At 51.0% G+C, this 19,917-nt stretch carries 20 protein-coding genes, 1 tRNA gene and 1 pseudogene; 6 read left to right on the forward strand and 16 right to left on the reverse strand.

The features are described from left to right. Positions 1 to 137 precede the first annotated feature (137 nt). Positions 138 to 518, reverse strand: a complete 381-nt coding sequence (locus tag PP769_RS01125; RefSeq protein WP_312644158.1) for a hypothetical protein — start codon at positions 516 to 518, stop codon at positions 138 to 140. A gap of 74 nt (positions 519 to 592) precedes the next feature. Beyond that, complete coding sequence (locus PP769_RS01130) at positions 593 to 802, reverse strand: hypothetical protein (protein ID WP_312644160.1); 210 nt, start codon at positions 800 to 802, stop codon at positions 593 to 595. A 237-nt stretch (positions 803 to 1,039) separates the two neighbouring features. On the opposite strand from PP769_RS01130, the gene PP769_RS01135 reads away from it, so the two are divergent. Continuing rightward, positions 1,040 to 1,756 (forward strand): class I SAM-dependent methyltransferase, encoded by a 717-nt coding sequence (locus tag PP769_RS01135; RefSeq protein ID WP_312644162.1) that lies wholly within the window; start codon positions 1,040 to 1,042, stop codon positions 1,754 to 1,756. A gap of 170 nt (positions 1,757 to 1,926) precedes the next feature. Here PP769_RS01135 and PP769_RS01140 read toward each other — a convergent pair whose 3' ends face one another. Further along, positions 1,927 to 2,559, reverse strand: coding sequence for an endonuclease/exonuclease/phosphatase family protein (locus PP769_RS01140; protein WP_312644164.1), 633 nt, complete (start codon positions 2,557 to 2,559; stop codon positions 1,927 to 1,929). A 667-nt stretch (positions 2,560 to 3,226) separates the two neighbouring features. After that, positions 3,227 to 3,553, reverse strand: a pseudogene (locus tag PP769_RS01145) (winged helix-turn-helix transcriptional regulator); the annotation flags it as partial. A 126-nt stretch (positions 3,554 to 3,679) separates the two neighbouring features. On the opposite strand from PP769_RS01145, the gene PP769_RS01150 reads away from it, so the two are divergent. Beyond that, a complete protein-coding gene (locus tag PP769_RS01150; protein ID WP_312644168.1) occupies positions 3,680 to 4,222 on the forward strand; it encodes a redoxin domain-containing protein in 543 nt (180 codons plus the stop codon). A gap of 116 nt (positions 4,223 to 4,338) precedes the next feature. On the opposite strand, the gene PP769_RS01155 is transcribed toward PP769_RS01150, so the two are convergent. The 3 genes from PP769_RS01155 to PP769_RS01165 form a co-directional block, all read right to left on the reverse strand. Then, positions 4,339 to 5,994 (reverse strand): ArnT family glycosyltransferase, encoded by a 1,656-nt coding sequence (locus PP769_RS01155; RefSeq protein WP_312644171.1) that lies wholly within the window; start codon positions 5,992 to 5,994, stop codon positions 4,339 to 4,341. A 76-nt stretch (positions 5,995 to 6,070) separates the two neighbouring features. Continuing rightward, positions 6,071 to 6,385, reverse strand: a complete 315-nt coding sequence (locus PP769_RS01160) for a lipid-A-disaccharide synthase N-terminal domain-containing protein (RefSeq protein ID WP_312644173.1) — start codon at positions 6,383 to 6,385, stop codon at positions 6,071 to 6,073. A 114-nt stretch (positions 6,386 to 6,499) separates the two neighbouring features. Continuing rightward, complete coding sequence (locus PP769_RS01165) at positions 6,500 to 7,258, reverse strand: glycosyltransferase family 2 protein (protein ID WP_312644175.1); 759 nt, start codon at positions 7,256 to 7,258, stop codon at positions 6,500 to 6,502. 238 nt (positions 7,259 to 7,496) lie between these two features. On the opposite strand from PP769_RS01165, the gene PP769_RS01170 reads away from it, so the two are divergent. After that, entirely contained in the window at positions 7,497 to 7,751 is a 255-nt protein-coding gene (locus tag PP769_RS01170; protein WP_312644177.1) for a hypothetical protein, read from the forward strand. A gap of 81 nt (positions 7,752 to 7,832) precedes the next feature. Here the strand turns inward: PP769_RS01170 and PP769_RS01175 are convergent. The 9 genes from PP769_RS01175 to PP769_RS01215 form a co-directional block, all read right to left on the reverse strand. Continuing rightward, positions 7,833 to 7,909 (reverse strand) — tRNA-Pro (locus PP769_RS01175). A gap of 49 nt (positions 7,910 to 7,958) precedes the next feature. Beyond that, on the reverse strand, positions 7,959 to 8,309 hold the full coding sequence (locus tag PP769_RS01180) for a MerR family transcriptional regulator (RefSeq protein ID WP_312644179.1): 351 nt from the start codon (positions 8,307 to 8,309) through the stop codon (positions 7,959 to 7,961). A gap of 67 nt (positions 8,310 to 8,376) precedes the next feature. Then, entirely contained in the window at positions 8,377 to 8,652 is a 276-nt protein-coding gene (locus tag PP769_RS01185; protein ID WP_312644181.1) for an integration host factor subunit alpha, read from the reverse strand. A 174-nt stretch (positions 8,653 to 8,826) separates the two neighbouring features. Beyond that, positions 8,827 to 10,407 carry a citramalate synthase gene (gene cimA / locus PP769_RS01190; RefSeq protein ID WP_312644184.1) on the reverse strand — a complete coding sequence of 527 codons (1,581 nt, stop codon included), beginning with the start codon at positions 10,405 to 10,407 and terminating at the stop codon, positions 8,827 to 8,829. A 41-nt stretch (positions 10,408 to 10,448) separates the two neighbouring features. Next, on the reverse strand, positions 10,449 to 11,684 hold the full coding sequence (locus tag PP769_RS01195; RefSeq protein ID WP_376753411.1) for an aspartate kinase: 1,236 nt from the start codon (positions 11,682 to 11,684) through the stop codon (positions 10,449 to 10,451). A gap of 4 nt (positions 11,685 to 11,688) precedes the next feature. Continuing rightward, a complete protein-coding gene (locus PP769_RS01200) occupies positions 11,689 to 12,915 on the reverse strand; it encodes a hypothetical protein (RefSeq protein WP_312644188.1) in 1,227 nt (408 codons plus the stop codon). Between the two features lie 73 nt (positions 12,916 to 12,988). Beyond that, positions 12,989 to 14,050, reverse strand: coding sequence for a threonine synthase (gene thrC / locus PP769_RS01205; RefSeq protein ID WP_312644190.1), 1,062 nt, complete (start codon positions 14,048 to 14,050; stop codon positions 12,989 to 12,991). Positions 14,051 to 14,091: 41 nt separating this feature from the next. After that, on the reverse strand, positions 14,092 to 15,402 hold the full coding sequence (locus tag PP769_RS01210) for a homoserine dehydrogenase (protein ID WP_312644192.1): 1,311 nt from the start codon (positions 15,400 to 15,402) through the stop codon (positions 14,092 to 14,094). Further along, a complete protein-coding gene (locus PP769_RS01215) occupies positions 15,402 to 16,586 on the reverse strand; it encodes an aminotransferase class I/II-fold pyridoxal phosphate-dependent enzyme (RefSeq protein WP_312644194.1) in 1,185 nt (394 codons plus the stop codon). Before PP769_RS01215 ends, PP769_RS01210 begins: the two co-directional genes overlap by 1 nt. 253 nt (positions 16,587 to 16,839) lie before the next feature. Here PP769_RS01215 and PP769_RS01220 point away from each other — a divergent pair, with 253 nt between their 5' ends. The 3 genes from PP769_RS01220 (at position 16,840) to tsaE (ending at position 19,815) form a co-directional block, all read left to right on the forward strand. Beyond that, positions 16,840 to 17,553 (forward strand): pyridoxine 5'-phosphate synthase, encoded by a 714-nt coding sequence (locus PP769_RS01220; RefSeq protein WP_312644197.1) that lies wholly within the window; start codon positions 16,840 to 16,842, stop codon positions 17,551 to 17,553. Between the two features lie 173 nt (positions 17,554 to 17,726). Next, on the forward strand, positions 17,727 to 19,280 hold the full coding sequence (locus tag PP769_RS01225) for an NAD(P)H-hydrate dehydratase (RefSeq protein WP_312644199.1): 1,554 nt from the start codon (positions 17,727 to 17,729) through the stop codon (positions 19,278 to 19,280). A 4-nt stretch (positions 19,281 to 19,284) separates the two neighbouring features. Beyond that, positions 19,285 to 19,815: a tRNA (adenosine(37)-N6)-threonylcarbamoyltransferase complex ATPase subunit type 1 TsaE gene (gene tsaE, locus PP769_RS01230; protein ID WP_312644201.1), complete on the forward strand. Its 531-nt coding sequence runs from the start codon at positions 19,285 to 19,287 to the stop codon at positions 19,813 to 19,815. Positions 19,816 to 19,917: the final 102 nt, after the last annotated feature.

Genomic DNA, 19,917 nt, shown 5'->3' on the forward strand with positions numbered 1-19,917 from the left:
GTTTTCTACCGAGGAGGACCATTACAGTCCCCCTCGGATTACCTTCTAAAGCCCCCGTTCAAAAAAATTTCCATCAACCAGAGTCCCAATGAGGGTCTCAAAATTGGCCGGGGTCCTGAATGGTCCTCTTCTTCTATTTATTTCTGATGACCCATTTGATGTTGGCTCGTCATATGTTCCTGTCCCATCTTTTGATCCTGTCCACCCATTTGGGAGCGGTCACCCATCTTATTCTGGCTCTCTGATTCTTTTGCTCCCATTGCCCCGGACCGACGGGTTTCCAGATCGTCAGTATATCCTTTAGTGGCAGCGTTCAAGGCTTTTTGGCCGTAAAAATTTTCTTGTCCCGGATCATTAGCCGTGGTGACGCCACTTACCGGACTTTTGGATTCTTTCATCGGATACCCTGGATGATCCGGCACTAATGCGGGATTGGCAAAGGCTACGGTGGCCAGCAAACATGTTCCGGCCAAACTTCCTAATATCACAATAGATTTATTCTTCATCACGTTTTTCATAATGCCTCCTGATTTAATTTAGGTGTAGGGCTCAAAGAGCTTGCCATACCCAGAAATTTCCTGGATCCTCAGCTTCATTTTTCTCTTCCTAAAGCTTCATTAAGAGTAATCTCCAAAAGAGCCCAATTTAGGGCAGAAAAAAATGCTTTCTTGTAAGCCTCCTTCCCGAAAAGCAATAAAAAAATTGAGGCTCCAGCAGACAGATGATTAATGGGTATTAATTTCATCCTATACCCCATTTGCAAACCCGTAACTGTCAATAACCCTTGAAGGCCATTTTTCATGTATTTCTGTTATGAATTGCCCAAAGGAATAGCCAAATCTAGGCCTAGCTGATCTGGCATGTCGGGTGCCGAGAGAAATGCCTAAGTGCAGTAACCCATGGAAAATATTTACATTTTCCTACAGATGCTCCTTTCAGTATTTCACTTGAAACTCATCTTCCCAACCGTTATAAAAGGAAACTGCATGGCAGTGACCTCACAACTCGAATACCAGACAAGAACGTAAGGATGATGCCTATGAACCAACGCTCGACACCTTTAGGACAAACACCCAAAAGGTCAACGATTTCCTCTCTCCTGTTACTTTCTGTTCTCCTAAGTCTTACCGCAAGCTGCGCGCATAAAACATGGGATATCAACCGATACATTCACGCCCTTGAACGCCCGGAACGTGATCAGCACCAACAGCCAGAAAAAGTCATTGAGGCCCTGAACCTCACTCCTGGCATGATGGTGATTGATATCGGGGCAGGCTCGGGTTATTTCACCCGGCGCTTCGCACAATCGGTGGGAGACAAGGGGCGGGTCATCGCCATCGATGTTGAACAGAAAATGCTGAATTACAACAAACAGCAGTTGGAAAAACTTGGGCTCGCTAACAGAGTCCGGTTTATTCTGGCCGAAAAAGAAGGTCCCACATTTTCCGGGAACAATGCAGACATCGTATTCTTATGCGATGTCTATCATCACTTGGAAGACCAGATCGACTATCTGGCCAACACCAAGTCTGCGCTCAAACCAAACGGGCGTGTGGTCATTATCGATTACTATGCCGATGCACGATCCGGCACACTCGGCTTTTCAAAACGCCACCTTGTTCCAAAAGAACAAGTCATCAAGGACATGGAACAAGCCGGGTTTATTTTAGCCAAAGAACACACCTTCCTCCCCCGCCAATACTTCCTGGAATTTGTCCCCCAAAAAACGATGTCTCCCTCAAAACCAAGGAAATAGCTTGATGCTTGATTGGAAGACCTTCACTATTCTGTCTCCGGCATGGAGAGACAGGTATTCTATCCTTTTGGGTAGAGTGACCCCGGTGTTGAATCGGCGTTGTGCGGCATTAGATCTACTGCTAATGGCATATGATCACTAAATGCAAGCCAATCTAAGGGGGACTCAATTTACATCCTTGAACCACGCAACATGTCCCTTGAAATGAATGCGTAATCAATGTGGTAGGGTTTCTCGGGCTTTCTATACATAAAGAATGTTGGCTGTTTCTCCTTGCCTTGCTCCTCTCCAGTTTGAGCGTGGTAAAGACTGACGATCCCCAAATCTTGCAATTCCCTTACTACATCGGAATGGTTCCACCAACGATCCCAGGCATCCCACCGTGAATTACTATTAAAATCTCCAATTATGACAGCATCCTGATTTGAAAAGTGGCTTTTATTTTGCTGAAGATACTTCCACATTTGGCCGACGTACTTAAAAGTCGGTGAATTAGCCTCCCTTGTCCACACGGCTAAAAGAAAAAAGCTCTTATTGACTAAGCAGGGCAAAAAATACTCAAGCCGACCAGAATCTATCGTCATTAGTTCCAAGGAGATATCTGGCTTGGCAAATATTCCTATCCCCCTACTCTTATTCTTGCCTATCCATAGATAGTTCTTGCCCCAATCTTTATACACTTGAACTGGTGATGGTTTTGGATCTTCACACTCTTGAATGACATAGATGTCAGCTTCCAACGTGGAAAGCTGTTGCATCTTTCTTCTAAGTGCTCCATTACAGTTCCAACTGACTATTTTCATAATAAAAAAACTCGATTAGATTGATACGCACAAAATATGGTTTATTGTCTTCATGCCCCCCTCAATCAAGGCTATTTAGCGCAATGGCCCGCAAATTCATTTTTCTTCACATGATTGTCCGATGCCTGCCGCCCGGCTCCAGGAGCGGACACTCTTATCATTGGTCGGGCCTTGTTTGAGCCCTTCGAGAAACCTCAGGACAAGCTCCGCGAGTTGGTCCGCCCTTCCGTGGCCTGTGTCCGCCCCATTCGATCAGGCCGGACGGGGCGTCAATTTGTTTGTTGCATCTCGTAGAGTGCAACCGCTGTTTGGTCCTTTTGCCGAAACAAAAGGACCTCGCCTTCCGGGGCGAAATCCGGCAACTCAGATAATCATGTTGATTCGAGATTTGGGTCCAAGTGCGATGCATTCACCTGCCAGCACCTTTTTCTGGAAAACCCGAAGATGGATTCCCAATACACATCCTAAAGCTATAAAGCCAAAACAATTAATTCTATATGTTCCAGAAAAAGAGAGGCAGAAGTGGAGGCAGACATTTATGAATGTCTTACGAGCCTTTTGAAGAAGAACCAGGCGCGGAGCGGAGTCTCGTTGTTTTTGAAGGCATAACGCGACCACTCGACTTAGCCTTCTTGGGGGTTTGGGTGGTTTCCGAGATGCCCCCAACATCCACAGCCTCCTGCAGCCTTCGCACTTCATCAAGAATTTTCAAGAACCGCCGACCGAACGGGGTGAGTTGATATTCCACTTCAACCGGAGGCTTTTGTCCCAACACCATGCGCCGCATGATGCCGAAACGGATCATCTTTCGCCATCGCTCATTCATCACTTTGGCCGATAAACCCGGACAGGCCCGGAGCACCTTACCAGGGCGATTGTGCCCCTCGGCACAAAGCTGAAGTAAGCGGACAGACCACTTACAGCCCACAATACTCTCCACCATTGAGGCCACAGGAATTTTCTTGGCAGCCTGCAACTCCGGCTCGACGCTCATCGACGGATTTCCTGAACCATTCGGTTACCCCCTTACCAAAAAGTGCCTTCTTGAGAGACTCCTGCAGGCTTAGTATCTTGCATGAAAGACCAATACTCAACCATCAATCAACGAAGGAGACTTTTGATGGAAATCCAGTTAGCTCCAGAATGGCAGACCGCAGACTGGTTCAATACTCCCGAGCCTCTCAGCCTGGCCGACCTTCGGGGACAAGTCGTGCTTCTTCATGCATTTCAGATGCTCTGTCCCGGCTGTGTGTCGCATGGCCTACCACAGGCTCAGCGGGTCGCCAAGCTCTTTCCCGACGTCCGGGTCATCGGGTTGCATACGGTGTTCGAGCACCATGAGGCTATGGGGTTGTCGTCGCTGCGCGCGTTTCTGCATGAGTACCGCATTCGTTTTCCAGTTGCAGTCGACCTGCCAGGACCGGATGGCAATCCGCTTCCCCGGACCATGCGAGCGTATGCGATGAGGGGAACCCCAACTACCGTGTTGATTGACGCACAAGGCAGGCTGCACCGACAGGTGTTCGGAGTGCATGACGATCTCCTTCTCGGAGCGGAACTTGGATTATTGCGGGACCACGCAACATCCTCTGGAAAACTCCCAGCAACACCCGAGCGTCTGTCGAAGCATTCGTGCGCGGACGACTCCTGTGCCATCAAATAAAAAGGCGCATGTGCGATGATTCGCTGGAAATTCTTGAGACCGGGGGCTCAATGACCCGGGGAGCTCAGCTCTTACGCCAGTAGAAATTCCTGAAAACCCTGGCCTTCCATTTTTAGTTAGAGCAAGGGTTCGCTGGTGAGGAGAGAAAAACCGCCGTGGTCCAGAACGATAGTCCAATGGGCCATGGCTTCAGGAAGTTGTCCTCGAAGCTGAGTTTGGATAATGGCCATTTTTCGGCCGGGGGCTGCGAGGTGTTGGGGGAGTTCTTCGTCATTCACTCCAAGAAAGTACACTTTGCGTTTGGCATAAAAACTGAGGGAGGGGCGCTTCCGGCCAAATTGAATCAATCGGTCATCCCGGCCTAAGTTATAGCCGGCGATGACGGCTAACTCCTGCGGTGGTCCGATAAAATACTGTTGGTAAATTGAGAGTCCTCCTCGTGCGACCAATACCGTAAAGATCAGCATCATCCAGCATCCCACCCAAAAGGCCAGATGGCGCTTGGTGTCAGATCGCATACACTGACGCATGAGCATGGTTCCTAGTACCATGACAAGACCTACCAGCGACGGAAGCCATGCCAGATCTACCTGGACTGCAGCCGGAAACTCTTTGGCAATTTGCTTCATGAACAACTGAAAGACCGCCGGCACAAACATCATTGCGATGCCCAAGAGATATCCCACCCCAATGAGGACCCGAGTGGAGGCGGTCAGTCCAACAGGCCTTTCTTCTGTCAAAAAACGCTTCCACCACAGTGCGATTAGCACGGCTGCGGCCGGAAATAGAGGATAGATATAATGAGGCAGGCGCGTGGCTGAGAAGGTAAAGAACAGCAACAATCCCACCACCCAGAGGCTTAGGAAACACTCCAAATGTTGCTCTTGCGTGGCAAGGCCTTGTCCCTGCCAGAACGCTTTCCAGCGCCTCAACGTGTGATACAACACGGAAGGGAGAAAGGCACTCCATGGGAAAAATCCAACTAACAACACCGGCACATAAAACAAGAGCGTCCCCCCATGGCCTTCCATGGGATTCATGAACCGCCCGGTGGTATTGGCCTGCGCGGCAGCCCAATAGGCCTCTCCATGTATTTGAAACATCATCACATACCAGGGAGCGGCGACAGCGGCGACCGCAAGGATTCCGACAAGGGGAAAGCCCCGTTGCCAGAAGGTTCCCCATTGGCGCGTGAGAGTGAGATACGGGATCACGCCCACCAGCGGAATGATGATGCCCACGGGCCCCTTAACCAACATGCCACATCCCATGGCCAGGTAAAAGATGGCGAAAAGCCATCGCCGGGCCTGTTCATGGTGGAGCGCGTGCCAAAAGCTATAGCCGGCCAATGTGGTGAACACGACCAGTTCCGGATCGGTCAGCACCATCCGATTGATGCCCAAAAACTCCAAATTCAGCAGCAACATGCAGGAAGCGGACAGAGCCACCATGGGGCCGGCCCACCTTTGCACAAATAGGTACTGGAGCAATAACAGGCAGAGACCGGACAAAGCCGACGGCAACCGCGCGGCAAATTCATTGATGCCAAACAGGGAATACGACCCGCTGATGAGCCAATACACAAAAGCCGGTTTGGCATATCGTGGTTCATAGTTGAGAGTAGGGGAAATCCAATCACCGGTCTCCAGCATTTCCCGGGCCGCTTCGGCATTACTTCCCTCATCCCGATCCGTCAGCCCCAACGCGCCCAGATCCGGGCCAAAGAACCATCCACCATCTACGCCCAAGAGCCAGGCAGCCAGGAGCAGCACACACCCCAACTGAAAAAGAGGCGATGGCGTTATTGAAGAGCGGAAAGAGGACGGAAAGAGTGCTTGAGGGGGAGGGCTATCCACTCATGACTCGCTTATTGGCCTGATGGAGCAGCATAATATTGCGGACATATACCACGGTTCCGACGCTTTGGCCGGCCATGAATACCAGATCGGCGATGTGAATGGCATAGGTCAGCACAATCACACTCCCAACCAGGCTCATGTACCAGAACGACATGGGAATTTGGCTTTCCTCGTTGCGTTCCGACACCACCCATTGCACCAACCAGCGTGAGAAAAAAATGCCTTGCCCCAAAAAACCAAAGCCGATCCAGAGGAGTTCCTCATACGACATGGCCAGGAGAGAGTGCGTGAAGGATTCGAACATCGTTAGAAACAGGGCATGAATCGCCGAAGGGAGTCCATCAATTCAGATCCCTGCCGGTGCCTTAAAGGTTTATAATACGTCAATTATTTCCAGCAGGTGGTCAACTCAATAATGCTACGGTTCGGATTTTTCGGGATGGCTACCCTTCATGGTGTAGTTCAAACAGCGTTTTTGCATCCATCTGACTGCGAAGAGATCATACAAACCGGCAAAAAGCCTGTTGCCAATTCCGTATTTTGATGTCCCATGGGCTCTTGGAAAATGCTGGACGGGTATTTCAGTCACCGTAAATCCATACATTTTGGCCAGCGCCGGGAAAAACCGGTGCATGTTTTTAAATGGAGGAAGTCGTTTGACCACGGCCTGCTTAAAGACCTTCAAGGAACAGCCGGTATCTGAAATGCCGTCATGGACAGCCCAATTGCGAACCTGGTTGGCAACTTTTGACGACCATCGACGAACCAGATTGTCATGTCTGGCTTGTCGTCGCCCACACACTAAATCATACTGTTCCACGAAGGGAAGAAGTTTAGCAAAGTCATTCGGGTCATACTGCAGATCACCGTCCATGGTGGCGACGAGTTCTCCTCTGGCCTCCCGAAAGCCGGCATCGAATGCCGCCGTTTGCCCGTGATTCCGGTCTAAATGAATCACCCGTATCGTAGGAAACTGTTTGGATAATTCATCCAGCAACGGCCCACTCCCGTCCACACTTCCATCATCCACAAAGACAAGTTCAAATGCCGCGGAGCCACTTTCAGGCCTTGACTCAAAAAACTTGAGTAATTGGCTCGCTAATAGCGGGATGTTCTCCCGCTCATCTTTAATAGGAATGACAACGGAAATCCAATGGCGCGGCGGGTGGAGACTCATGGATTGCGCGGACTACGCTACAGATTGCAAAATAATGACAAAACACACGTTGCGGACCCTCCTACCCGGTCACCATTTTACTGAATATCTAAAAAATCGGTCAAACGATCCTTTATCACGAGAGGCTCTCCCCGAATTCCCGTGATCCTCATGCTACACTCCACACCGACGGTCACAGTAAGTTGACCACGGGAACAGCCTTTTGTAAGGTGGAGGACATTATGAAGGAGGAACATTCATGCAAGAAGACATTCTTCAAGCCTATTTGGAAATAGAGCAAGCGATGCAGCGCTATTCCATGTTATTACAGGAGCATGTGAGCCGGCTCGAAACACAGACCGATCCGGAATCAAAAAACCGATTCCATAGAATGAAAGCTGGCTCAAAGGCCATGAGAGATAGCAGCCAGATCTATCTCTCCTATGCGAAATATGTGGCGTATGGAATGCCCGAGGGTGAGGAGCTGGCTGAAGAGGAGGACTTACAAGCCTAGCGAGCCTACGTACTGCCCAATCGACTCTCCCTATGAACTGATCGAGGAGACGAAGAAACCCTTTCTGCTGAAAAGAAAACATGGTCGGGGCGAGAGGATTTGAACCTCCGACCTCTCGCACCCCAAGCGAGTGCGCTACCGGGCTGCGCTACGCCCCGACATTATTCTGACCAGTCGTATTCCCATCCGTCGCCCTTGCCCGAAAACCTACACCGTCGTTCGCCCCAAAATTTTCAGAATACCTTGCAGTTCCACCTTCGCTTTTTCCACACGGTCTTTTGGGACTTGCACGGATTTTTCCGACCGTTTTTTGCGATACCAATATCGCTTCAGGCCCGCAATCGTATACCCTTCATCATAGAGCATGCGTTTAATTTCAAAAACCGTTTCAATGTCGGCTTTCGAATAAACCCGATGTTTGCCCTGACTTTTCTTCGGTTTGAGAAAAATGAATTCCGACTCCCAAAACCGCAGGACATACGCGGGAAGATTCGTCAAATCGGCGACTTCCCCTATTTTATAAAAGGCCTTATCCTCGTATTTGGTTCCACCTCCCATACCTGCAATCACCCCACGGTGTATCTAGCAAGAGAGTGAACGGGACCGATTGCGAGATTCTCGCCCGTCAAGAATTGACATATTTCTTAAAAAGTTGGCTTGGTCGGAAGGTCACCACGCGTCTGGGCGTAATGGCAATTTCTTCTCCGGTCCTCGGGTTTCTGCCTTTCCGCTCTCCCTTATTCCGAACCACAAAGTTCCCGAATCCGGCAATTTTGACGACTTCCCCTTGTTGAAGCATGGACTTGATCAAATCCAAGACATGCTCCACCATTTCCATGGAGTCGGTTTTTTGGATAGCTGCCGTTTCTGTGATGATTTCGGCAATGTCAGCCTTGCGCATAAATCAAAACCCCCTCACCAGTGGTCTTGAAGACCGTACATATGGATTGTGAATTCACGCCTTTGACCGTTGTTGCTGGCAGCAACGTAACGGGCAACGCAGATGATGTCAAGAACCGGGCTCTTCAGTGGATTCCCATTTGTCAGCTTATCCTCGGAGGGACCGCTATCACGTTTACGGCTTCTCCTTCATGAGCTTATACTCAATACTGTCGGCCAGGGCCTGCCAACTGGCTTCAATGATGTTCTCCGATACCCCGACCGTCCCCCATTTTTCCTTGTGATCCCCCGACTCAATCAGGACTCGCACACGAGAACCCGTTCCACGTCGCCCCGTCAACACACGGACCTTATAGTCCAGAAGTTTGACTTCCCTTAACTGCGGATAGAAATGCTCCAGCGCTTTTCGAAGGGCATGATCGAGCGCATTTACCGGCCCATCACCGACCGCGGCGGTATGTTCAACCACCTCCCCGACTTTGACCATTATTGTGGCTTCGGAAATTGGATCTTCATTCGTTTTTCGTTTTTCTACAATGATCCGGCACCCCAGGAATTCGAAGGATGGAGTATAGGTCCCCATGGCTTTCCGCACTAACAATTCAAAAGACCCTTCCGCGCCTTCAAATTGGTACCCTTCATATTCCAACGTTTTGAGGGAATCCAGTAATTCGAGGACCTTGGGATTATCCTGAGGAAGGTCCAGTCCGAACGTTTCCATCTTTCCAAACACGGCACTTCTTCCACTGCTATCGGAAATTAAAACGCGGCGGTGGTTGCCGACAATATCGGGATTCACATGTTCATAGGTGAGCGGGTTTTTTTGCACCGCATGTATATGCACCCCACCCTTATGAGCAAACGCCGTATCTCCCACATAAGGCTGCCGTTTGTTGGGAGTCAGATTGGCCATCTCGGCCACATAATGAGAAATGGCGCGAAGGTGTGCCAAACGTCCATCCCCCAAAGCCGTTCGCTCCATTTTTAATTCCAAATTGGCCATCACGGAACATAGGTTGGCATTTCCGCACCGCTCTCCAATGCCATTGATCGTTCCCTGGACCTGGATCGCTCCTGCTTGCACGGCGATCAATGAATTGGCGACCCCCATCTCCGCATCATTGTGTGCATGGATGCCTAACGGCACAGAACAGTTCTTGCGGATTTTTGCAAAAATCTCCCCAATATCCCATGGCATCGATCCCCCATTCGTATCGCACAACACGATTCGTTCCGCCCCGGCTTCTGCCGCAACGTGAATGGTTTTCATGGCATAGGCGGGATCCGTTTTATAGCCATCGAAAAAATGTTCGGCATCGTAAAAGACCTGCCGTCCCCTCGACCGGAGATAGGAGATGGAATCGGCAATCAGTTCTAAATTGATGGCCAACGTCGTTTCCAAGGCTTCCGTCACATGGAGGGTCCAACTTTTCCCGAAGATGGTCACAATATCCGTCTCCGCGGATAAGAGGGCTTCCAGCGTCGGATCGGCCTTGGCCGTATTTTTGGCTTTTCGCGTCGAACCAAATGCCACAATTTTGGCGTGCTGCAATGGCGTCGATTTCATAACTTGGAAAAACTCAATGTCCTTCGGGTTGGCTCCCGGCCACCCTCCTTCTATGAAATGGACCCCTAGCTCATCTAATTTAAGGGCGATACGAACCTTATCCTCCACCGAAAAGCTGACATCTTCGGCCTGAGCTCCATCCCGGAGGGTCGTATCGTAGATTTCAATGACTGGAAATTGAGAATTCATATCACGCATTCCCACCATCGGTGTCGACACACATCCCCACGCTAGGCCTTTCTGTTCCCCGGAGGAACTTCTAATTCAAACTCCTGGTGCAAGGCCCGAACAGCTAACTCCATATATTTTTCTTCCACCACACAAGAGATTTTTATCTCCGAGGTACTGATCATCATGATATTAATGCCTTCACGTGAGAGCGTCTGAAACATTCTGGCTGCGACACCGGAATGCGAACGCATTCCCACTCCCACTAACGAAACTTTGGCAATGGATTCGTTCACCTCGACCGTCCGCGCTTCCACCGATTTGGCAATGTCTCTGATGAGACCCATGCCTCTCGGAAGGTCAGCTCTCGGCACGGTAAAGGAAATATCCGTCAGGGAATCCTGACTCACATTTTGTATAATCATATCCACATTGATGGCGGCATCCGCAATGGAGCAGAACAATGTGGCCGCAATTCCAGGGTGATCCGGGACCCCGACCACCGTGACCTTGGCTTGATTCCGGTCGCCCGTGACCCCCGAGACTAAGACTTCTTCCATATCGACATCCTCTTTTACCACGCAGGTTCCAGGCCCGTCTTGAAAACTGGATCGCACTTCCACAGGTACCTGATATTTCGCCGCTAACTCCACCGAACGAGACTGTAGGACTTTCGCACCCAGACTCGCTAACTCTAACATTTCTTCATAGGAGATTTTATCCAATCTTCTCGCGCCCGGCACAATATTGGGATCGGCAGTATACACCCCATCCACATCGGTATAAATAAAGCAGGTATCGGCCTTGAGCGCCGCCGCCAGGACCACGGCCGTCAGATCCGAGCCGCCGCGCCCTAACGTGGTCACATCGGATGCGGCGTTGATACCTTGAAACCCGGCCACAATGGGAACAATCCCGTCACGCAAGGCTCCCAGCACCCGGTCCGTATCGACACGGGAGACCCGAGCTTTGGTATGTGTGCTATCGGTCACAATCCCAACCTGACGTCCCGTAAAGGATTGTGCCCTGACCCCAAGACTCTTGAGGGTCATCGCCATCAGCGCAATCGTGACCCGTTCTCCAGAAGAAAGGAGCACATCCAGCTCCCGATCATCTGGATCGACACTCAAGGTTTTGGCCATTTTCATGAGGCGATCCGTTTCCCCGCTCATCGCGGACAACACGACCACCAGTTGATGCCCTTCCCGGAAAGTGTGCTGAATAAGCCGGGCCACGTTTTGAATGCGTTCCAGGCTCCCCACTGATGTACCGCCGAATTTTTGAATATACAGGGCCATGGTTTTAGTGAGTGACCATAAATCGCTCAAACAGTTTGGTAGCATCACGGAGAGGGCGATTGGCCACCTCACGTTCATTCATGGGTCCCGCATGATTTTCAGATTTTTCCCCTGACCCTTCAAACACCAGATAGGGCGATATGGAAGACCCTCCATCCTTCTGCCATGGAGTCACCATGACGACGATACGGATGGAGTTGGTGCTTCCAACAGACGCATGAATAGCTCCAATGACCTGTTCGTCCACTTGCCCAAGATATTCCACTAATTGTGCGGGTGGCATCACTTGACCATCCTTTAAGCCCCACTCGTAAAAGGGGATGTGCAGACAGACCAGATCATGCCTGTCCAAGGCCGTCGAGGCCTGACTAGCTACGGACTGCAACCACTCGATATCTCCCCCTCCCACATGCTCGACCTTGACCGTCTGAAGTCCGGCGGCCATTCCAACACCGATATACGGCCCATCGGGCGATATCACGAGACCGTTGACTGGCCACCGCTCATGTAAATGAGGCAATTCCACAGGTTTTCCTGACCCCCACAACCACAAACAATTGGCCGGTTTCAATCCGGTATTTAGGCGTTCGTGATTCACAGGATGATGGCAGAGGATCACCCGGGAAGCCGCCATGAGCTCACGTAAGATGTGCGAACCATCTCCGGTCGGCAGGTACGCCTCGATCGACTGTCCTAAAGCCTCATAGGGGTTGCGACAGGCCACTTTCCCGCTCGCACCCACCCAGACCATAAGATGCCGATGATGGCTGCCCATGTAAAATTGAATATTTTCAGAAATCAATTGTTCATTAACGGCATCAATGAGTTCTCGGGCCTCCTCAGTCCCGATTCCTCCGCCATAGGGGTCGGCCATGAATAGGTGAGGACCAATTTTTTTCTCATCCCCCCATCCATCCTGACCCCGGAGAGTCACTAAGTGACAAAGATAGGCCACATCATGGGCGTCCAAAACAACTTCTAATCCCCCTGCCTCAAAGGCACCAGGACCGGTATACCATTTATGAGGATCGTATCCCAATAAAGCCAGCAGGGCCATTTCCCCGCAAAAGGGGCGAGTTTCACGGGGAACCCCTAAGCGCCCTACTTCCCCATGCTCCGCCAATTCATCCAGATGCGGTGTCCGTGCCGATTGTAAGACGGTTTGGTCTCCTAATTCTTGATACGACTGTCCTGTCAATCCGTCGACGTGAATCACGATCGTTTTTCGCACGACCTGAGCCTCACTGTGTTGAGTTAATGAGTAGTTGAACGAACAATCCGGGTTTTCAGAAGACCATGAGGGATTATTGATTCGTTAATTGCGCTCTGACCGCTTCATGTGTTGCAGGAACCGTCACCGGTCGATAGGAGACCGAGATGGCGGTATCCGGATCCTTTAACCCGTGTCCGGTTAAGGTACACACAATGTCCCCCTCCTTGGGCAACAACCCGGCGCGATTCATTTTGTCAATCCCAGCCAGAGACGCAGCGGAAGCGGGCTCGCAAAAGACCCCTTCTTCACTCGCCACCATTTGATACGCTCGAAGAATTTCTTCGTCCGAGACCATGTCCAGATATCCGTGTGATTCTTCCACCGCTTCCAGAGCCAAACACCAACTGGCCGGATTGCCAATCCGAATGGCTGAAGCAATGGTTTTCGGCTCCTCCACGACATGCCCTCTGACCAAGGGCGCGGCGCCTTCCGCTTGAAACCCGACCATACGAGGCAACCCTTGCGTTTGTCCGGCCTTGTGGTACTCCTGATATCCTCGCCAATACGCAGTAATATTCCCGGCGTTCCCTACCGGAAGGGCATGAATGATTGGGGCATACCTTAACTGATCACAGATTTCCATGGCCGCCGTTTTTTGGCCCTCCAAACGAAACGGGTTAATTGAATTAACCAATTCAATGGCGGTTTCCTCGCACAAATCTTTTACGATCGTTAAAGCCTGATCAAAGTTTCCTTCAATCTGAATGACTCGAGCCCCATGCATAAGCGCCTGCGTCAACTTACCCAAAGCAATATTCCCTGCCGGCACGACGACATAGACCGGCAACCCCGCCTTCGCCCCATAGGCCGCTGCCGAAGCGGAAGTGTTGCCTGTTGAGGCGCACATGAGTCCCCTGGCCTTACTTTCTACGGCCTTGGAAACCGCCATGGTCATCCCCCGGTCCTTAAATGAACCGGTTGGGTTGGCCCCTTCTATCTTCAAATACAGACCCAGGCCAGGACAAATTTTCCCCGCTAAGCGCTTTGCTGGAATGAGTGGAGTATTCCCCTCCAATAGTGACACAATCGGAGTCTGCTCTCCCACCGGGAGGAATTTCCGATATTCCTCGATAATGCCACGCCAAGGAATCATAATGGCTTGTCCCCCTTCGTGACGCAATTTGGCTTCATGTGTTATTCCACCCCTTCCATCCGAAGTACCGTCGTTGGCTCTGATACCAAAGGAAGCGCATTAATTTCCTGGAGTGCCTCTTGAACCGCTCGCTCCACCGAGCGATGTGTTAAGATGACCAACGGCACCGTTTGTCCTTCCTTTCGCCCTTTTTGCAGGACAGATGAGATGCTGATCCCACGCTGTCCAAGAATTCCCGATATGGCCGATAGAACGCCGGTTTGATCTTTAACCATGCACCGCAAATAATACCGGCTTTCAATCTCGTCCATCGGCCGTATGGCAATAGGCTCACGCGATTCCCATTGGAATGAGGTCACCGGAACCCGCCCGGCAACTCCGGCGATTCGGTTGCGTGCCAGATCGATAATGTCTCCCACTACGGCACTAGCTGTGGGAAGCGATCCAGCCCCTTTGCCGTAGAGCACAACATCTCCAACCGCGTCACCAATCAGATGAATGGCATTATAGACCCCATTGACCTGTGCAATGGGAGATCCGGCGGGCACCAGAGCGGGATGCACTCGGGCCTCAATGGCATGCTCTTGAAGTTTTGCGATTCCCAGCAATTTAATGGTAAACCCGAGTTCACGGGCAAACTCGATATCCACCGTCGAAATACGGGAAATTCCCTCAGTGAAGATGGCTCCCATGGGCACGGGAGTCCCATACGCCAGATTCACCATAATAGCCAGTTTGTGAGCGGCATCCACGCCATCCACATCCAGTGATGGATCCGCTTCGGCATACCCTTCCCGTTTCGCTTCCTGTAATATTTCCTCAAAATCACGGTGCTCATTGGTCATCCGGGTCAGAATATAATTTGACGTGCCATTCATGATCCCCGTAATCGACAGGATCCGGTTTGCCGCTAAGCCTTCGGAAAGCGAGCGAATGATGGGAATGCCTCCACCCACACTCGCTTCAAACCCGAGATCAACGCCTGCCTTAAATGCCGCCTCAAATATCTCTTCCCCATGGTCGGCCAACAACGCTTTATTCGCCGTGACCACACACTTTTTTCGTTCAAGCGCTTGAAGAATAAACCGTTTGGCCGGTTCAAGCCCGCCAATTAATTCCACCACAATATCAATAGCCGAATCATCCAGAATGTCCCTGACATCCGTCGTGAGTACCCCTTGAGGTACCGAAACCCCGCGATCGGTTCTCACATCCAAGTCCGCAATTCGCACGAGTGCCACCGGAACTCCAACCCGTTTCGTGATGAGACTGACATTTTCCTGGAGAATTTTCACCACTCCTGTCCCCACCGTCCCAAACCCGATCAGCCCAACCTGGATCGTCTTTCGCATTATACCTCTCCATCCAGTTTTAACGCCTGACGGATTCCTCGAACGGCCTGGAAAATCCGGTGCTCATTTTCGACTAAGGCAAAGCGAACATAATCATCGCCGCCCTCGCCAAATCCTATTCCCGGTGACACTGCCACTTTGGCATCTCGTAACAATAACTTCGAAAACTCCAACGATCCCATCCCAAGATAAGGTTGTGGGATTTTTGCCCAGGCAAACATGGTGGCGCGAGGATAGTCGATCGACCAACCAATGCGATTGAGACCGCGGACCAGAGCATTGCGCCGTCGCTCATATCGTCCAACAATTTCCTTTACGCAATCCTGCGGACCGTTCAGGGCAATAATACTGGCAATTTGAATAGGCTGGAACATGCCATAATCCAGATAACTTTTGATCTTGGTCAACGCACCAATGACTTCACGATTCCCGACACAAAATCCAACCCGCCACCCCGGCATGTTATAGCTCTTCGAGAGGGAGTAAAATTCTACGCCTATTTGTTTGGCCTCAGGAATTTGAAGAAGGCTGGGAGCTTTGTAACCATCGAACACGATATCGGCATAGGCCAAATCATGAATGACCCAGACTTGGTGTTCCAGAGCAAACTCCACCACCTTTTTAAAAAATTCCAGATCAACGACGCGAGTGGTTGGATTATGAGGAAAACTGATGATCAACGCCCGAGGAGCCGGCTGCGTCTGCTTGAAGGCCTTTTTCAGATTTTCGAAAAAATCCGAATCCGGCCCGAGTTCAACCCCGCGGACTTCACCACCTGCGATGATCACACTGTACATATGAATCGGATACGTGGGGGTCGGCGCTAGAACCACGTCACCAGGTCCCACCATGGCCAGGGCCAGATGCGCCAACCCTTCCTTCACCCCAAGGGTCACAATCGCTTCCGTCTCCGGATCGAGACTGACCTCGTAATTTCGTTGATACCAATCGCAAATCGCATGACGCAATTTCGTAATACCGCGTGAAGCCGAATAGCGATGATTGCGCCCGAGTCGCGCGGTCTCAATCAATTTGTCTACGATATGACGGGGTGTGGGCTGGTCAGGATTACCCATACCTAAATCAATGATATCTTCTCCCCGCTTCCGGGCTTGGAGTTTTAACTCTTGAACCTGAGAGAAGACGTATCCTGGCAGACGTTGAATGCGGTAAAAAGGTTCCATTGTGTGTGTAAAATGACGAATCGTCCTTGATGGTTTGGGAAGGAAATGGATAGATAATCGTACGATTTAATAGAGTTTTTATTCTAGATGAGGTGACGCGACCAGTCAATTTCAGAGGATGAGAATTTTTTCAGTCAATTTTCCCCGATTCACTCCCACTGAACTGAAAATCGCTTTATTGCAGGAAGATTTTCCCTTTTGCCATAATGAGATCTTGTTGATTCATCACTCGCCCGAACTTTAAAGGACTTCCATGGCACGACTCGGCCTGAATATCGACCATGTGGCGACTCTTCGCCAAGCTCGTGGAGGACATGAACCAGATCCCATTGTTGCGGCTTCATTGGCGCATCTTGCCGGGGCCGATGGCATTGTGGTGCACCTCCGTGAGGACCGGCGGCATATTCAGGATCGGGATCTGACCATTTTGCGTGAAACCGTGCAGACGCATCTCAACTTAGAAATGGCCACTGACGATGCTGTGGCCAAAATTGCCTTGAACATTAAACCCGATCTGGTGACCCTCGTGCCCGAACGGCGCCAGGAACTCACCACAGAAGGTGGGTTGAACGTGATCGAACATCGGGACCGTATCCAGGCCATGGTGCAATTACTCCATGAAGGCGGCATTCCGGTCAGTCTGTTCATTGATCCTGATGTCAACCAACTTCGCGCCGCCCACAAGGTCCAAGCAGACTGCATAGAAATCCATACCGGGCGGTACGCCAACACCCGCCGTCAGCAGGAGGAAGATGCCGAGCTTGACGCGTTGGTTCAAACGGCCAAACTTGCGTCGAAATTAGGATTACGTGTGAGTGCAGGGCATGGTCTGAATTATCGGAATATCAGGCGGCTGACCGGCATCTCAGAATTTGAAGAATTCAACATCGGTCATAGCATTATTGCTCATGCCATGTTTGTCGGACTTGAACGAGCGGTCCGAGACATGAAACATCTCCTGGGATAACGTCTACGAGAAGAAACAGGATCTCATCAATGTGCATGGTGAATGATCCGAAGATACCCAGGAGTCAACTCAAAAACCGTATAGAACCCGAATGTCGTCCAAACCCGTCTACGCATGACTTGCTGTTGCTCATGCCTTAACCATCCATGTCTCCTTGTTCCTATGATTTGCCTATGTGGGTCGTGACCGCTGAACAGATGCAAACACTTGATCGGCGCACGATTCAAGAAACCAGGGTTCCCGGCCTAACCTTAATGGAGCGGGCGGGAACCGGTGCGATGAGCCACCTTATCGAAGCCTATGGTTCCCCTAAAGGCAAAAAGGTCGTCATTCTCTGTGGCAAGGGCAATAATGGTGGGGATGGTTTGGTTGTTGCCAGACTCATGGCAAAAAAGGGGGCAAAGCTGAAGGTAGTCTTGATGGCTCCACTCAAGGCACTCAGTCCCGATGCAAAGATTATGTATCGACGACTTAGCAAAATCATCAGACCATCTCTGTTAACCGTCAATCCCTCGGAGGAATCCCTGCATTCCCTCACCCAGGACGCGGATATTCTGGTCGATGCGCTCCTTGGTACGGGCCTTTCTTCTGCAGTTCGCCCACCTTACTCCTCCGCCATCGGAGCCATGAATGCCTCGCAGGCCTTTACCCTGGCCATAGATATTCCGTCCGGCTTGGATAGCAACACCGGAGCCATCCTGGGAGCCGCTGTTCAGGCCGATCTCACCGTGACGTTCGGATGCCCGAAACTCGGCCTGTATCTTGGTTCGGCCATCGACAAAGTTGGTAGCATCCAAATCGTCGATATTGGGATTCCCCAGGAATTTGTGGTAGATCTGGACCCCCAGGTTCATCTTCTGTCACAAAAGATGATTCGCCCCCTTATTCCTCTTCGCCTCCTGTCCTCACACAAGGGGACCTTTGGACATGCAGGAATTGTTGGTGGTTCACAGGGGAAAACAGGGGCTCCGGCTATGGCTGGACTAGGGGCACTTCGTGTTGGAGCCGGCCTGGCAACCGTGGCTACTCCTCAAAGCATTTCCCCCATTTTGGAGTCAAAACTCCTGGAGGTGATGACTGAGCCCATGCCGGAATCGTCCCAACACCTCCTGGGAATGGAAGCCTATCCAGGCCTGCTTGATTTCGCCGCTACAAAATCGGCTCTGGCTTTCGGACCAGGTCTGGGGACCTCCCCTGAAACAACAGAGGTCTTGCGCCATCTCCTCCCTCAACTGGAGGCCCCCTGCGTTCTCGATGCCGATGCCCTCAACGGCTTAGCCCAACATTCCCAAATATTTTCAGCCTTGAAACGACCCCCAATTCTGACCCCACATCCTGGAGAGATGGCCAGGCTTCTTGGATCCTCCTCCAAAAGGGTCAATGAGGATCGCATCGGCATAAGCAGACGGTTTGCCATGAAACATCAGGTGATCTTGGTACTAAAAGGCGCTCGAACGGTCATCGCCGAACCCCAGGGACAGGTGGCTATTTGTCCGACAGGAAATCCCGGAATGGCTTCAGCCGGAATGGGAGATGTTCTAACCGGAATCATTACCGGTTTATTAGCTCAGGGATTGAGCGGTTGGGATGCGGCCCGGGCCGGCGTCTATCTGCATGGATTGGCAGGCGATCTGGCTGCCGCCACCATCGGTGAAGCAGGAATGATCGCGGGGGATGTGTTGACCACTATTCCTCATGCATTGACCCATACCCGATCTCATTCGTAGGCTCATGAATCTGAATCCCTCTCACCCCACACCTGATCAGACCCCAGATGGGAACGCACTTCAACTACGGATGGCATCTGCCCAGGAAACCATCCGATTCGGTGAACGGTTAGGGCAACAGTTAACAGGAGGAGACGTGCTGGCTCTTACGGGTGACTTAGGAGCAGGAAAAACCGTTCTTACCTGTGGTATCGCCTGTGGGCTAGGAATTCCCATGGATCAAGTCAGCAGTCCCACGTTTACCCTTATTCAAGAATATCAAGGGCCTATTCCGCTTATTCATGTGGATTTATATCGTCTTGAGGGGCCATCCGATATATCCACATTAGGTTTAGAGGAATATTTTACTCCAAACACCATTGTCCTGATTGAATGGGCGGAACGGTTCCCTCAGATATTACCTTCCGACCATATGGCCATTTGCTTGGAATACGGAGAGGAAGAAAACATCCGCCTCGTAACCCTGTCTGGAACCGGACCCAAAACTATCCGCAAAGTAGCCAACATACACGGAAATTTGTCAAACCCACATTGACTCAACTTATCGGTACCGCATACAACTGAAGCGACATATTCGTCGGCCATCCCATCCGAATTCAAGAAAGAAGGCGCGGCATGGATCCACACAGGACATAAT

The organism is Candidatus Nitrospira allomarina, from assembly GCF_032050975.1.
GTDB lineage: Bacteria > Nitrospirota > Nitrospiria > Nitrospirales > UBA8639 > Nitrospira_E > Nitrospira_E allomarina.

What these genes read in the sequence shown, in the direction of transcription:
- PP769_RS01125 (WP_312644158.1), bottom strand. Translation starts at nt 518, where the DNA reads ATGAAAAACGTGATGAAGAATAAATCTATTGTGATATTAGGAAGTTTG.
- PP769_RS01130 (WP_312644160.1), bottom strand. Translation starts at nt 802, where the DNA reads ATGAAAAATGGCCTTCAAGGGTTATTGACAGTTACGGGTTTGCAAATG.
- PP769_RS01135 (WP_312644162.1), top strand. Translation starts at nt 1,040, where the DNA reads ATGAACCAACGCTCGACACCTTTAGGACAAACACCCAAAAGGTCAACG.
- PP769_RS01140 (WP_312644164.1), bottom strand. Translation starts at nt 2,559, where the DNA reads ATGAAAATAGTCAGTTGGAACTGTAATGGAGCACTTAGAAGAAAGATG.
- PP769_RS01150 (WP_312644168.1), top strand. Translation starts at nt 3,680, where the DNA reads ATGGAAATCCAGTTAGCTCCAGAATGGCAGACCGCAGACTGGTTCAAT.
- PP769_RS01160 (WP_312644173.1), bottom strand. Translation starts at nt 6,385, where the DNA reads ATGTTCGAATCCTTCACGCACTCTCTCCTGGCCATGTCGTATGAGGAA.
- PP769_RS01165 (WP_312644175.1), bottom strand. Translation starts at nt 7,258, where the DNA reads ATGAGTCTCCACCCGCCGCGCCATTGGATTTCCGTTGTCATTCCTATT.
- PP769_RS01170 (WP_312644177.1), top strand. Translation starts at nt 7,497, where the DNA reads ATGCAAGAAGACATTCTTCAAGCCTATTTGGAAATAGAGCAAGCGATG.
- PP769_RS01180 (WP_312644179.1), bottom strand. Translation starts at nt 8,309, where the DNA reads ATGGGAGGTGGAACCAAATACGAGGATAAGGCCTTTTATAAAATAGGG.
- PP769_RS01185 (WP_312644181.1), bottom strand. Translation starts at nt 8,652, where the DNA reads ATGCGCAAGGCTGACATTGCCGAAATCATCACAGAAACGGCAGCTATC.
- cimA (WP_312644184.1), bottom strand. Translation starts at nt 10,407, where the DNA reads ATGAATTCTCAATTTCCAGTCATTGAAATCTACGATACGACCCTCCGG.
- PP769_RS01195 (WP_376753411.1), bottom strand. Translation starts at nt 11,684, where the DNA reads ATGGCCCTGTATATTCAAAAATTCGGCGGTACATCAGTGGGGAGCCTG.
- thrC (WP_312644190.1), bottom strand. Translation starts at nt 14,050, where the DNA reads ATGATTCCTTGGCGTGGCATTATCGAGGAATATCGGAAATTCCTCCCG.
- PP769_RS01210 (WP_312644192.1), bottom strand. Translation starts at nt 15,402, where the DNA reads ATGCGAAAGACGATCCAGGTTGGGCTGATCGGGTTTGGGACGGTGGGG.
- PP769_RS01215 (WP_312644194.1), bottom strand. Translation starts at nt 16,586, where the DNA reads ATGGAACCTTTTTACCGCATTCAACGTCTGCCAGGATACGTCTTCTCT.
- PP769_RS01220 (WP_312644197.1), top strand. Translation starts at nt 16,840, where the DNA reads ATGGCACGACTCGGCCTGAATATCGACCATGTGGCGACTCTTCGCCAA.
- PP769_RS01225 (WP_312644199.1), top strand. Translation starts at nt 17,727, where the DNA reads ATGTGGGTCGTGACCGCTGAACAGATGCAAACACTTGATCGGCGCACG.
- tsaE (WP_312644201.1), top strand. Translation starts at nt 19,285, where the DNA reads ATGAATCTGAATCCCTCTCACCCCACACCTGATCAGACCCCAGATGGG.